Genomic DNA, 13,989 nt, shown 5'->3' with positions numbered 1-13,989 from the left:
GCAGACGGGGCGCAGCACGCTGCGCCCCGATGGCTTATACCGCCGCAACACCGAGCAGCCGACTGGCATCCGCCGCCAGCAATTGTTTAACCAGCTCAACGCAGCGCAGGAAGCGTTCGTCATAGTCGCTGGATTCCACGTGTACATACTCGATGTTATTGGCCCGCAGCATCTCTTCCAACAAATGCTGGAACACTTTGCGATCCTTGGGGTTGCCCAGGCTGCGCAGGCCATCCGCCACCCAGGGGGTGTTGTTTTCCAGCAGGATCACCAAATCAAACCGGTACTCGTCAATCAGCGCCTGCACAAAGGGATGTTCGCGCCCTTCGTATTTTTTGCAGAAGGCCTGAGTGGTGACAAAGTCGGTGTCGATAAAGGCCACTTTATTGGCGTACTTCACCGCAAAGTCGACGTACTGCGCCTGCCCGAGGGCAATCTTGTCGTAGTCGGAATACTGGAGCGCCATCTCATCCCCGCCGAGATGCGAGAACACATAGTCGCGGCCATACTCCCAGGCACTGGTGGTGTTAAAGATGTTCGCCAGCTTATTCACCAGCGTTGATTTACCGCTCGACTCACCGCCGAGGATCGCCACGGTACGAACAAAGAACGGCTTCACTTCAGTCGGAATGTAATCCCAATAAAGGAACGGATCCTGACGGATCTGGCGGCCGCTGATATTCATAAATGAACGTTCGGGATCAATCAGAACGGTTTCAATCCCCAGATGTTCACGATAACGCGGGGCATCCTGCGCTTCACTGGAATAGATAAAGCTCGGCACTATGGCTTTCTGTTCCAGGAAAGCCTTCACCCCGTCGCTCCAGACGTTCCAGCCGTGCGGATAGGGTTCAATGCCCTGTTCGTCGAAGGAATGAATATGGATGTTTTTCTGGTACTTGAAGGTTTGCAGCAGCCAGCGCAGACGATCGCTGACCGTCGGCTGTTGCGACATCGAACTGTTCTCGAACAGCTCCTTGTCGCGGGGTTCGTCGTGACACAGGATCACGTGCAGCTCATCTACCTGGCTGCAGGCGCGCTGGATCAGGTAAATGTGGCCGGTGTGCAGCGGGTAAAATTTACCAAACACCACGCCGACCTTTTTCTCACGCCGTGGAAACTCCAGGCCAAGGTAGCGGTGCAGCGCCTCCAGTTTCTGGGCGCTCGGACTTTTGATTTTGTCGTTCAACAACTGGCTGAGATAGCCTTTGGTCATGCCGCTGGCATCCGCCACCTGCTGCAGGGTACAGTTCTTCTGCTTAATCGACGCCTTCAGGTAATCGAATTGCCGCATAGCCCCTCCGTTTAATATGCTAAACAAAATAGCACAGTCTGTGCACCGCGTGGCAATTAATAAAACTGTTCCAGCACGTCCAAGGCGTCCGCCAGTTTCTTCACGCCGAACACCTGCATATTGGCCGGTGGTTTTTTAGGGACGTTGGCATGCGGCACGATAGCGCGCTTGAAGCCATGTTTCGCCGCTTCGGAAATACGCTCCTGACCGCTCGGCACCGGGCGGATCTCCCCCGCCAACCCCACTTCGCCAAACACCACCAGATCGTTTGGCAGCGGGCGATCGCGCAGGCTGGACACCAGCGACATCAGCAACGCCAGATCGGCGCTGGTTTCACTGACTTTCACCCCGCCGACCACGTTAACAAACACGTCCTGATCGGACATTTGCAGCCCGCCGTGGCGGTGCAGCACCGCCAGCAGGATCGCCAGCCGGTTTTGTTCCAGGCCAACGGCCACCCGGCGTGGGTTAGACATCATCGAATGGTCCACCAACGCCTGGATCTCTACCAGCAACGGTCGCGTGCCTTCCCACACCACCATCACCGAACTGCCTGAGGTGACCTCGTCGCCACGGCTGAGGAAAATGGCCGACGGGTTGCTGACCTCACGCAGGCCCTGCTCTGTCATGGCGAAAACGCCCAATTCATTGACTGCACCAAAACGGTTTTTGTGACTGCGCAGGGTACGAAAACGCGAATCGGCGTCGCCGTCCAGCAGCACCGAGCAGTCGATACAGTGTTCCAACACTTTCGGCCCGGCCAGTGAGCCGTCTTTGGTGACGTGGCCCACCATCACAATTGCCACACCGCGCGTCTTGGCGAAGCGCGTCAGGTAGGCGGCGGTTTCACGCACCTGCGCCACGCTGCCCGGCGAAGACTGAATATCCGCCATGTGCATCACCTGAATAGAGTCGATCACCATCAGTTTCGGCTGTTCCTGCTCGGCAATCAGGCAGATCTGCTCGATACTGGTTTCCGACAGCATATTCAGACCGCCGGTCGGCAAGCCGAGACGGTGAGCGCGCATCGCGACCTGCTGCAATGATTCTTCACCGGTGACGTACAAGGTTTTCATCTGTTCGGAAAGTTTGCACAGCACCTGCAACAGCAGCGTACTTTTACCGGCACCAGGGTTACCGCCGATCAGGATCGCACTGCCCGGTACCACGCCGCCGCCCAGCACCCGATCAAACTCAAGGAAGCCGGTGGAGAAACGCGGCAACTCTTCCAGGCTGATGTCCGACAGCTTTTGCACCTTGCTGATACCGGCATCGCCGGCATAACCGCTAAGGCGTTCATTGCGAGAAGAGGAGGACACCGCAGCCAGACGCACTTCTGTAATGCTGTTCCAGGCGTGGCAAGCGCTGCACTGCCCCTGCCAGCGCGGATAATCGGCCCCGCACTCATTACATACAAACGCCCGTTTTGCTGCTTTTGCCACGTATTACCTCTGTTTTTTACCCCATTGCCGCTGTCTGGCATTATCGCCGGATCAGGGTCAATTTTAGCGAACTTCGTGTTTCAGGCTGCCGGTCAATACGCACAGCACGCCAATCAGGTCAGCATGGCGAATCGACACCTGCGCCTTCTCATAGACTTTCGGTTTGGCGTGATAGGCAATGCCCAACCCGGCAACCTGCATCATTTTCAAATCGTTGGCACCGTCACCAATCGCCACGGTTTGCTGCGGTGGAATACCCAGCTTTTCCGCCAGTGCGATCAGCGTATCGGCTTTAAACTGCGCGTCGACTATCGGTCCGAGCACTTCACCGGTCAGCTTGCCGTCGCGAATTTCCAGCTCGTTGGCCGCCACCGCCACCAGTTTTAGTTTATCGCGCAGGTACTCGGCATAATAGGTAAAACCGCCGGAAGCGATCGCCACGTGCCAGTCCATCGCCTGCAGCTTGCGCACCAGATTCACCAGCCCAGACATCAGCGGCAGCTCATCGCGCACCTGCTTGAGGATATTGGCATCGGCGCCTTTCAGCGTGCCGACGCGTTGGCGCAGGCTGTCGGTAAAGTCCAGCTCACCGCGCATCGCGCGTTCGGTGACTTCGGACACCTGTTCGCCGACGCCCGCCAGTTTGGCTATCTCGTCGATGCACTCAATCTCAATCGCGGTGGAGTCCATATCCATCACCAGCAGCCCAGGAGTGCGCAAATGAGGAATTTTGCCGAGCGGCGCCACATCCAGCCCGCTCTCCGCCGCCAGCAGCTTGGCGCGCGGCGTCAGGGTACCGGCCAGACGCACTACCTGATAGTCCTCGACGCACCAGGCGGTAACAATCACCATCGCCGCGCCCAGCTTGCGCTGGAAATCGGTAATGCGCGTTTTGTTCAGTTCTCTGCCATATAATAGCCAACCGGTATGACCCGCCCGATAATCCAGCGGCATCACTTCGTCACCGCTCAGCGAAAGGGGAAGACCCGGCCATTGAGAGATCTCGGCCGGGAGATCGCAATAGGTCAGACTATTCGACATCCTTAACTCCTGAAAAAACACTGCATGATAAAACGACGCATCAAGCTATCCTATCGCCATTGCTTCTGGCAACATAAAGCGTCCAAGATGCCCAAGGAACCTGCATGGCTCGCGCTAAACTGAAATTCCGCCTGCACCGCACCGCTATTATTCTGATTTGTCTGGCTTTGCTGGTACTGCTGATGCAGGGCGCGTCCTATTTTAGCCTGAGTCACCAGTTGGCGCGATCCGAACAGGTGGAAGAACTGGCACAAACGCTGACCAAACAGGTGGCGTCCAGCCTGGTGCCACTGATGGACGACGACAGCGACGTCGACAATCAACACATCGATGCCATCCTCAAACAACTCACCGAAGGCAGCCGCATTTTGGACGCCAGCGTCTATCAGCTTGACGGCACATTGGTTTCCCACGCCGGTGAACAGATAAGTATACGCGATCGTTTGTCGCTTGACGGTAAACGCGCCGGTAGCTACTTCAATCATCAACTGGTTGAGTCGATTCAGGGCAAAGACGGCCCGATCGGCTTTATCCGCATCACGCTGGACACCCACGTGCTGGCGACCGAGTCCAAACAGGTGGACAACACCACCAACCTGCTGCGCCTGATGATCCTGCTGGCTCTGGCCATAGGTATTATTCTGGCGCGTACCCTGCTGCAACACCGCCGCAGTCGCTGGCAGCAATCGCCGTACCTGCTGACCGCCAATACGCCATTGGAGGAAGGTAACACGGTAGAAAATGATGATGATGACGAACGGCCGGATGCGAATAAAGAAGAAGAGAAGAAAATCTGATCACCCTATTCAGGTGAATGGATAATGAATAGATTACTACAGGGGCGCAGCAGAGTGCTGCGCCCGCTGGATATTACTCTTTGTCGCCCAGCAGTACAGATTCCAGCGCGATAACGATCATTTCGTTAAAGGTGGTCTGACGCTCTGCTGCGGTAGTCGCTTCGTGACGCAGGATGTGGTCAGAAACGGTACAAATGGTCAGTGCCTTACAGCCAAACTCTTCGTACAGCTCAGCCGCTACACCGTAGATACCGGCCGCTTCCATTTCCACACCCAGAATGCCGTACTTCTTCATTACCTGGAACATGTCTGGATCTGGCGTGTAGAACAGGTCAGCGGAGAAGATGTTGCCTACGCGCGCCGGGATACCCTGCGCTGCCGCTGCGTCTACTGCGTTACGCACCATGTCAAAGTCGGCGATTGCCGCGTAGTCATGATCCTTGAAACGCATACGGTTCACTTTGGAATCGGTGCAAGCCCCCATGCCGATCACCACGTCACGCAGTTTGACATCGTCACGCACCGCGCCGCAGGAACCCACACGGATGATCTTCTTCACGCCGAATTCGGCAATCAGTTCGCGCGCATAAATGGAGCAGGACGGGATACCCATACCGTGACCCATTACGGAGATTTTGCGGCCTTTGTAAGTCCCGGTGAAGCCCAGCATCCCACGCACGTTGTTCACTTCCACCGCGCCTTCCAGGAAGGTTTCCGCGATGTATTTTGCACGCAGCGGATCGCCCGGCATCAGTACTACGTCAGCGAAATCACCCATTTCAGCATTAATATGCGGCGTAGCCATAATTGTCTTCCTTTAAATCGTCGTCATGAATAAAAAAATACGCCGGGCAACCGCCCGGCACTAACAAAGTCTTAGAACATGGATTTGCCGTAATCCATCGGCGACACGCCAAAATAGCTGGCAACCGTCTGGCCGATGTCGGCGAAAGTTTCACGGTGCCCCAGTGAGCCTGGTTTTACTTTCGGGCCGTAAACCAGGACCGGGATGTGTTCGCGGGTGTGGTCGGTGCCCGGCCAGGTTGGGTCACAGCCGTGGTCAGCGGTGAAGATAATGATGTCTTCATCTTTAACCAGCTTCAGCAGCTCCGGCAGGCGGCGGTCGAACAGCTCCAGCGCAGCAGCATAGCCTGCAACATCACGGCGGTGGCCGTATGAGGAGTCAAAATCAACGAAGTTGGTGAACACAATGGTGTTGTCGCCGGCTTTTTCCATTTCAATCAGGGTGGCGTCGAACAGCGCGTCGATACCGGTCGCCTTGACCTTCTTGGTAATGCCCACGTTAGCGTAGATGTCGGCAATTTTACCGATAGACACCACTTCGCCGCCCTTCTCGTCCACCAGCTTTTTCAGCACGGTGGGCGCCGGTGGCTCTACTGCCAGATCATGACGGTTGCCGGTACGCTGGAAGTTGCCCGGCTTGTCGCCCAGGAACGGACGCGCGATCACGCGGCCAATGTTATAACCGCCTTCGGTCAGTTCTTCACGGGCGATTTCACACAGCTCATACAGACGGTCCAGGCCGAAGGTCTCTTCGTGACAGGCGATCTGGAAGACCGAGTCGGCAGAGGTGTAGAAAATCGGCTTGCCGGTTTTCATGTGCTCTTCGCCCAACTGGTCGAGGATCACGGTGCCGGAAGAGTGGCAGTTGCCGAGGTAACCCGGCAGATTGGCGCGCTCAACCAGCTTGTCCAGCAGTTCCTGCGGGAAGCTGTTGTGTTCGTCGCTGAAATAGCCCCAGTCGAACAACACCGGCACGCCGGCAATTTCCCAGTGGCCTGACGGCGTATCTTTACCGGAAGAAAGTTCGCTGGCGTGAGCATAGGCGCCAATGATGTCTGCATTGCGATCCAGCCCCTGCGGGAAGGTACCGGTGGACTCTTCTGCCGCTTTGCCCAGGCCCAGACGGCTCAGGTTAGGCAGGGTCAACGGGCCCTGACGGCCAACGTTGGCTTCACCGCGCGCACAAACCTCGGCAATATGGCCCAGAGTATCGGAACCCTGATCGCCAAATTTCGCCGCATCTTCGCTTGCGCCAATACCGAATGAGTCTAATACCATAATAAATGTGCGTTTCATCATGCTCTCCTGCGTGTTCTCACGCTGTGGGCGACAGCGAAAACGCCGCTGCCGCTCCTGATTCGTTAATTATTCAGTGATGCGCTTATAAACGACTGGCGTCACTTCCGGCGCTTTGTCACTCAGCACCATCGCACTGCGTACCGCTTCGGCCGCCTGCTGCCAGCTTTCTTCGTCGTTGGCGTGGATCACCGCCAGCGGCTGCTGGGTATCGACCTTATCGCCCAGACGCGCCATGCCGGTCAGGCCGACGCTGTAGTCGATAGTGTCGGTCGCGCGACGGCGACCACCGCCCAGCGATACCACCGCCATGCCCAGCGCACGGGTATCCATCGCACTGATGATACCCTGTTTTTCGGCGTAAACCGGTTTACTCAGGGTTGCGGCCGGCAGGTAGCTGTCGTAGCGCTCGACGAAATCGGTCGGGCCCTGTTGCGCTGCCACCATGCGACCAAACACTTCCGCCGCTTTACCATTGTCCAGCACCGCCTGCAGTTTGGCACGCGCATCGGCGTCATCTTTCGCCAGGCCACCGGAAAGCAGCATTTCCACGCACAGTGCCATCGTCACTTCCAGCAGGCGTGGATTACGGTATTCACCGGTCAGGAAACGCACCGCTTCACGAACTTCGACCGCATTACCGGCGCTGGAAGCCAGCACCTGGTTCATGTCAGTCAGCAGCGCGGTAGTTTTGCAGCCTGCACCATTGGCCACACCGACAATCGCCTGCGCCAGATCGGCCGACAATGCGTAGGTTGGCATAAAGGCACCGGAACCGACCTTAACGTCCATCACCAACGCATCCAGCCCTTCGGCCAGCTTTTTCGCCAGAATCGAGGCGGTGATCAGCGGGATAGAATCCACGGTAGCGGTGATATCACGGGTCGCGTAGAAACGCTTGTCCGCCGGTGCCAGCGAGCTGGTCTGGCCGATAATCGCCACACCCACGTCCTGAATAATTTTACGGAAGGCATTGTCGTCCGGGAAAATATTAAAGCCCGGGATCGCTTCCAGCTTGTCCAGCGTACCGCCGGTATGCCCCAGGCCACGGCCGGAAATCATCGGCACATAGCCACCGCAAGCCGCCACCATCGGACCGAGCATCAGCGAAGTCACATCGCCCACGCCGCCGGTAGAATGCTTGTCGACCAAGGGGCCGTTCAGTGACAGACTTTTCCAGTCCAGCACGGTGCCGGAATCACGCATCGCCATGGTGAGCGCCACGCGCTCCGGCATGGTCATGTCGTGGAAGTAAATGGTCATCGCCAGCGCCGCGATCTGCCCTTCGGAAACCACATTGTCACGGATACCATTGATGAAAAAGCGGATTTCCGCTTCGCTCAACGGCTGGCCGTCACGTTTTTTACGAATAATTTCTTGTGCCAGGAACAAGGCATCCCCCTGTTTTAGCTAATGTAGAGTGCGGACAGGCGCCATTTCGCGCCTTGCCGACGGAATCGATCAGTAACCGCTGCCGGACGTCTCGGCACTGTGGCCCAGCGTCGTCAACAGGCTGGCTAACAGGCTGGAAGCCCCGAAGCGGAAATGACGCGCATCGGCCCAGCCCTCACCCAGAATACGATCGGCAAGTTGCAGATAATGCAGTGCGTCTTCCGCCGTACGCACACCGCCGGCCGGCTTGAAGCCCACCGTCTTGGCAACGCCCAGATCGCGGATCACCGACATCATCAGCTCGGCGCTTTCCAGCGTCGCGTTGACCGGCACTTTACCGGTTGAGGTCTTGATAAAGTCCGCGCCGGCATTGATGGCAATTTCCGACGCCTTGCGGATCAGGTTGGCCTGCTTCAGCTCACCGGTTTCGATGATCACTTTCAGCAGCACATTGGCGGCCTGACAGGCCTGCTTGCACTGTTTTACCAGTTCAAAACCAACTTGTTCATTACCGGCGATCAACGCGCGGTAAGGGAACACCACATCAACTTCGTCGGCACCGTAAGCGATAGCCGCACGGGTTTCCGCCAGCGCGATCTCGATATCATCGTTGCCATGCGGGAAGTTGGTGACGGTCGCAATGCGGATGTCTGGCGCCCCCTGCTCACGCAGCGCCTTGCGCGCCGCCGGGATAAAGCGCGGGTAAATACAAATGGCCGCGGTATGTCCGGCCGGGCTGTTTGCCTGACGACACAGCGCGATCACTTTCTCATCGGTGTCATCATCGTTCAGCGTGGTTAAATCCATTAAGGTCAGCGCACGTTGCGCTGCTGCGGTTAATTCGGTCATAAAACTCTCCAACTGAGAACCTGGGTGTTGGCGAGCGGACTTGGTTCCTTGAAGATAGCGCTGGGGAACGGGTTCCCTCATCGGCAACTGAGATCCTTCTCACCGCACATACCCTCCGCATCGCGCAGGGTCAGTAATAGCTATTTGAACACGATCGCCGGGGGCAATTCGCGCTCACAGTCACACTATATGAAATAACACTGTAACAGGCCGGAATTATATGTGAAGAGCATCACAAAATAACGCGATATCGTTCACAAATTCACTAAAGAAACGGGCAAAGACAGCGAGCACAGCATCCTGTGCCCGTGTTAGAAGTATAGGCGGTGTCCTGCAATAGAGCCTGTCGCCCCATGCAGGACAGCCCTGGGCTTACAGCGCCAGGAAGAACCCGGCGATGGTCGCGCTCATCAGGTTGGAGAGCGTGCCCGCCGCTACGGCTTTCAGGCCGAAACGTGCGATGTCGTGACGGCGGTTCGGTGCCATGCTGCCCAAGCCACCGAGCAGGATCGCCACCGATGACAGGTTGGCAAAGCCGCACAGGGCGAAGGAGATGATCGCCTTGGTATGGGCCGACAGCACCTGTAACCCTTCTGCCGCTACCACGTCGTCCGGACGCAGATAAGCGCCAAAGTTCATGTAGGCAACAAATTCATTCACAATAATTTTCTGGCCGATAAACGAACCGGCGGTCATCGCTTCATGCCAAGGCACACCGATCAGGAAGGCAATCGGTGAGAACACCCAACCCAGGATCAACTCCAGCGACAGCTGTGGATAGTCGAACCAGCCACCGATACCGCCGAGAATGCCGTTCAACAGGGCGATCAGCGCGATAAACGCCAGCAGCATTGCGCCCACGTTCAGTGCCAACTGCATACCGGAAGCTGCGCCAGAAGCCGCCGCATCAATCACGTTGGCCGGACGGTCTTCTTCCGCGATCAGCTTCGTCGCATCGTCCTTGTCGTGGGTTTTTTCGGTTTCCGGCACCATCAGCTTGGCAAACAGCAAGCCACCCGGCGCGGCCATGAACGAAGCGGCAATCAGGTATTCCAGCGGTACGCCCATCTGGGCATAACCCGCCAGCACCGAACCGGCCACCGAGGCCAGGCCGCCGCACATCACGGTAAACAGCTCAGACTGGGTCATGGTGGCGATATACGGACGCACCACCAGCGGCGCTTCGGTCTGGCCAACAAAGATATTGGCAGTGGCCGACAGTGATTCCGTCCGCGAGGTGCCCAGCAGTTTTTGCACGCCGCCACCCAGCACGCGGATCACCAGTTGCATGATGCCCAGGTAGTAAAGCACCGCAATCAGCGAGGAGAAGAACACGATCACCGGCAGGACGCGCAGCGCAAAAACGAAGCCGCCACCGCCAAAGACTTCAAACATCTTGTCGGAAACCAGACCGCCGAAGATGAATGAGATCCCCTGATTACCATAGGCAATCACGTTAGCCACGCCGGCCGACATACCGCCAAGAATGGCACGGCCCACCGGGACATACAGCACCAGCGCGCCGATGGCGACCTGAAGAACAAATGCCCAGCCAACGGTGCGAAACCTAATCGCGCGGCGGTTGCTGGAGAGCAGCACGGCAATGGCGATCAGCGCCGCCATGCCGATCAGGCTCATGATGAGTTGCATGCGAAGTATCCCTGTTGCGAAAAAAAGAAATGCATCCCTGTCCGGTTATACCGCGAGGGCTGCTTATGAGTGATTTCGGGGTGTGATTATACGGAGCAAGACGGCACTCGCACCGATTTATGTCACAAATGTATACAACAGGAAGCAAATGAAAATCTTATAGCGTGATACCCATCACATTTAAAGCGTATTTTGACGCTCAGAGAGTAAACAAGGCGTGAGTGTTGTGTTGCAGATGGGCGGCAATATCATCCGGGGATTCAGAGCGAAGTTGGCACAGCGTATGGAACACTTCCACCGCGCGCTCGGGGCGGTTGGCTTGCCCCTGATAACCGGCCAGTGGCATATCTGGTGCATCGGTTTCCAATAACAGCGAGGTCAGTGGCAGTTGGGCCATCACATTGCGGGTTTTCTGCGCCCGCTCATAGCTGATGGTGCCCCCCACGCCAATGTAATACCCCAGGCGAATGAACGCCTGCGCCTGCGACAGGCTACCGGCAAAGCCGTGCACCACGCCACGACGCGGTACTTCCGCTCGACGCAGCATCGCCGCCAGCTGATCGTGACTGCGGCGAGAATGCAGGATCACCGGCAAATCATATTGCTTGGCCAGTTTCAGTTGCGCGGCTAACACTTGCTGTTGCCGCTCAAACTGCGGGTTTTCCATATACAGATCGAGGCCAATCTCCCCCACCGCCACCAGCTTCGGCGGTCGGCTGGCCAGGAATCCTGCCAGTTGCTCCAGCTCCGGTTCATGGTGCTCGGCAATATACAGCGGGTGTAGCCCAAGGGCGGCAAACAGCGGTGGATAATCGCGTGCCAGCTTCAACACCCGCACAAAACGATCGGCGGTCACCGTAGGCACGATAATCCGTCGCACGCCCGCCTGTTCAGCCAGTGCAAGGCTTTCGCGCTCCTGACCACTAAACGGCGGGAAATCAAAATGGCAGTGGGTGTCGGTGAAGTCGTGCATCACAGCAGGCCACCCTCGCCCGGCGGGACTTCACCCGGCAAAATAATGTCCATCGCCGCCAGCTTGGCTTCCGACGGGTTGGCAAGATCACGCGGGTGGCTGATGTCGGTAATGATAGGTGAAGGCATGATCACGTTTTCCGGTTGGATCAAACGGCGTGACAGCGCCTTTTTCACCTTCATGCCGTCCAGTTTGTCCTGCTCTACCAGCCAGTGGCCGACGGTTGCCAGGAAGTAACGCCCGCACTTACGGCCCAGATGATAGTCCTGATTAAGCGACGTGACGCGGCTTCCCAGAGCATTACTGGCCAACGGCTTCGGCGGGAAAATCTCGAAGATGCGCAGCTTGCCGGGCGGCTTCTCAATAAACTGCTGGATGCGGTGGTAACTTTGCTCGTGGTGTTGCAGGATGCGCACCATCTGCTGCAGGCTGCTTTCGCTCAGCCAATGCTCCATGCGTTTCATCCACTGTGGCGTGTAGTACATCTGCGACGGCACGGTGCGGATCACCACTATGGTATCCGCGCCACGGCGATAGGCCTCTTCAACCGGGATCGCATCGCTGATGCCACCATCCTGATAACTGACGCCGTCCAGTTCCACGCCCATGCGGTAAAAACCGGGGATGGCGCTGGATGCCTTGATGGCCGGCAGCCAGCTTTCGCGCTGCGCCGGCAGGTAGGTTGGCTCGAAGTCATCACTGCGACAGGCGCACATCAGGAATTCACGACCATCAATCAGGCTTTTTTCCGCAACGTCCATCGCCAGCGGCAATTGCTGCGTAGTGGTATCGATTAGCCAGTCGAGATCAATCAGATGCCCGCCGCGCACAAAGCGCAACGGGTTAAAGAATTCAGCGGAAGTGGTGTAGCGGGTGATCACCCGCCGCGCGTAGCCCATCTGGCCACAAATAAAGGCCGAGAGGTTCTGCGCACCGGCAGAAGTGCCGATCATCAGATCAAAAGGATTAAAGCGGGCACGCTGGAACTCGTCCAGCACGCCGGCAGTAAAAATGCCGCGCTGCCCGCCCCCTTCACATACCAGCGCCATTTTACCGGGCCGGTAAGGTTTATACGCCAGCGGTTCGATATTGCCGAGCGTGATGGGTATTCTGTATCCCAACCCTGCATCCTCAGTGAGACGTTTTACCTGAGGATACCTTGTCTTGCTCTCTTCCGTAATCCTCTTGCAGTACACCAGAGAGGCAATCATTGCTGCCCATCAGCCAGATGCAGTCGCTGTCGGACCACTGCGCCAACCTCTGACACACCCGGCCCTTCAGCTGTTTCCAGCGTCCGAGGATGATGTCGCTGTTCATGACTGACCTCCCTACTGCGAGAAAACAGATTAAGCTTTGTTACACTTTGAGGATAAAGCTAAGGGCGTCGGCGGCCGGTAAACAGGCTGACCAGGAACAGAATGATCCCTACGACGAAGACGATTTTTGCAGCCCAGGCGGCGGTACCCGCCAGTGAACCAAAACCTAATGCTGCAGCAATCAATGCGATGACTAAAAAGATAATGCCCCAACGAAACATAAGCTTCTCCTTACCATAGTGAAAAAACGCATCGCAATCCGTGCCCTTCTCGGGCGCATCCAGACTGCCGGTCAGTTTCTTTTTTTGATGGTGCATCCTGGGTCAGCCTCACGGCTAACCCAGGATTTGGTGCTTGTTGTTACGCTTGCTAAAAAATTTATGGCTTAACGACCAGGTCGTTTTTAACGCTTTTCACACCGTCGATAGCCTTGGCAATGTTTTCTGCACGTTCTGACTGCGCCTGAGTTTTCACTTCACCGGAAAGCTGTACCACACCGTCGGTGGTTTCTACTTTCACGTTGCGTGAAGGGACGATGTCATCGGCCAGCAGTTTGGCCTTCAGTTCGCTGGTGGTCGCAGTATCACCGGCATAAGCCTTCATGGACTGTTTGCTTTCGTCTTTCACGTGCAGCTTGTCGCTGACGGATTTGACACCTTCCACTTTACCGGCCACTTCAACCGCGTGCTCGGCCTGCGCCTGGCTGCCGACAAAACCACTCAGGGTGACGGTGCCTTTTTCGGTTTTCACCGAGATATCAGAGCTGGCGATAGATTTGTCATCGACCAGCGCACTTTTAACTTTAGCCGTTGTTGCGCTGTCATCCATGTAGCCGTCAACTTTTTTCATGGAGCTATCGATTTTGGCACCCGCGCTATCAGCGGCACTTGACGCTTTATTGAGCATGGTATCTTCAGCCAGCGCGCTGCCACTAACCAGAACGGAACCCAAAACAACAGCCATCAGTGATTGTGCAAATTTAGTATTTTTCATCGATCTCTTCCTTTGGTTGTGGATCCAAAATGGTTACGGATCCTTCAGCCGCCATAACGCGGCCCACTCAGTAATACTTCACGATTTCTATACGTTCAAACATTCACGTTAAACGATTGTTGCCACATCAGGAGTATTGCAA

General features: G+C 56.6%; 14 protein-coding genes. 1 reads left to right on the top strand and 13 read right to left on the bottom strand.

Features of this window, described 5'->3' with window-relative positions:
* Positions 1–34 precede the first annotated feature (34 nt).
* The 3 genes from nadR to serB form a co-directional block, all read right to left on the bottom strand.
* Complete coding sequence (nadR, locus tag E5C26_RS03235; RefSeq protein ID WP_135315035.1) at positions 35–1,294, bottom strand: multifunctional transcriptional regulator/nicotinamide-nucleotide adenylyltransferase/ribosylnicotinamide kinase NadR; 1,260 nt, start codon at positions 1,292–1,294, stop codon at positions 35–37.
* 56 nt (positions 1,295–1,350) lie between these two features.
* Entirely contained in the window at positions 1,351–2,736 is a 1,386-nt protein-coding gene (radA, locus tag E5C26_RS03230; RefSeq protein ID WP_020825123.1) for a DNA repair protein RadA, read from the bottom strand.
* Positions 2,737–2,799: 63 nt separating this feature from the next.
* Complete coding sequence (gene serB / locus E5C26_RS03225) at positions 2,800–3,777, bottom strand: phosphoserine phosphatase (protein WP_135315034.1); 978 nt, start codon at positions 3,775–3,777, stop codon at positions 2,800–2,802.
* Positions 3,778–3,881: 104 nt separating this feature from the next.
* On the opposite strand from serB, the gene E5C26_RS03220 reads away from it, so the two are divergent.
* On the top strand, positions 3,882–4,574 hold the full coding sequence (locus E5C26_RS03220; RefSeq protein ID WP_135315033.1) for a YtjB family periplasmic protein: 693 nt from the start codon (positions 3,882–3,884) through the stop codon (positions 4,572–4,574).
* 73 nt (positions 4,575–4,647) lie between these two features.
* Here E5C26_RS03220 and deoD read toward each other — a convergent pair whose 3' ends face one another.
* The 10 genes from deoD to osmY all read right to left on the bottom strand — a co-directional run bounded on the left by deoD (position 4,648) and on the right by osmY (position 13,847).
* Positions 4,648–5,379, bottom strand: a complete 732-nt coding sequence (gene deoD / locus E5C26_RS03215) for a purine-nucleoside phosphorylase (RefSeq protein WP_012005116.1) — start codon at positions 5,377–5,379, stop codon at positions 4,648–4,650.
* A gap of 71 nt (positions 5,380–5,450) precedes the next feature.
* Complete coding sequence (deoB, locus tag E5C26_RS03210; RefSeq protein ID WP_012005115.1) at positions 5,451–6,674, bottom strand: phosphopentomutase; 1,224 nt, start codon at positions 6,672–6,674, stop codon at positions 5,451–5,453.
* 69 nt (positions 6,675–6,743) lie between these two features.
* Complete coding sequence (gene deoA, locus E5C26_RS03205) at positions 6,744–8,066, bottom strand: thymidine phosphorylase (protein WP_135315032.1); 1,323 nt, start codon at positions 8,064–8,066, stop codon at positions 6,744–6,746.
* A gap of 69 nt (positions 8,067–8,135) precedes the next feature.
* Positions 8,136–8,915, bottom strand: coding sequence for a deoxyribose-phosphate aldolase (deoC, locus tag E5C26_RS03200; protein ID WP_135315031.1), 780 nt, complete (start codon positions 8,913–8,915; stop codon positions 8,136–8,138).
* A 372-nt stretch (positions 8,916–9,287) separates the two neighbouring features.
* Positions 9,288–10,565 carry a NupC/NupG family nucleoside CNT transporter gene (locus E5C26_RS03195; RefSeq protein ID WP_135315030.1) on the bottom strand — a complete coding sequence of 426 codons (1,278 nt, stop codon included), beginning with the start codon at positions 10,563–10,565 and terminating at the stop codon, positions 9,288–9,290.
* A 199-nt stretch (positions 10,566–10,764) separates the two neighbouring features.
* Entirely contained in the window at positions 10,765–11,541 is a 777-nt protein-coding gene (locus tag E5C26_RS03190; RefSeq protein WP_206194231.1) for a TatD family hydrolase, read from the bottom strand.
* Positions 11,538–12,659 (bottom strand): patatin-like phospholipase family protein, encoded by a 1,122-nt coding sequence (locus tag E5C26_RS03185; protein WP_135315029.1) that lies wholly within the window; start codon positions 12,657–12,659, stop codon positions 11,538–11,540. The genes E5C26_RS03190 and E5C26_RS03185 overlap by 4 nt, the downstream gene beginning before the upstream one ends.
* A gap of 10 nt (positions 12,660–12,669) precedes the next feature.
* Complete coding sequence (locus E5C26_RS03180; protein ID WP_012005108.1) at positions 12,670–12,855, bottom strand: CsbD family protein; 186 nt, start codon at positions 12,853–12,855, stop codon at positions 12,670–12,672.
* A 58-nt stretch (positions 12,856–12,913) separates the two neighbouring features.
* On the bottom strand, positions 12,914–13,075 hold the full coding sequence (locus E5C26_RS03175) for a DUF1328 domain-containing protein (RefSeq protein ID WP_004857650.1): 162 nt from the start codon (positions 13,073–13,075) through the stop codon (positions 12,914–12,916).
* A 157-nt stretch (positions 13,076–13,232) separates the two neighbouring features.
* On the bottom strand, positions 13,233–13,847 hold the full coding sequence (osmY, locus tag E5C26_RS03170) for a molecular chaperone OsmY (protein ID WP_135315028.1): 615 nt from the start codon (positions 13,845–13,847) through the stop codon (positions 13,233–13,235).
* Between the last annotated feature and the right edge of the window lie 142 nt (positions 13,848–13,989).

The organism is Serratia proteamaculans, assembly GCF_004684015.1.
GTDB classification, from domain to species: domain Bacteria; phylum Pseudomonadota; class Gammaproteobacteria; order Enterobacterales; family Enterobacteriaceae; genus Serratia; species Serratia proteamaculans_F.
This window is presented reverse-complemented; position numbering and strand designations above follow the sequence as displayed.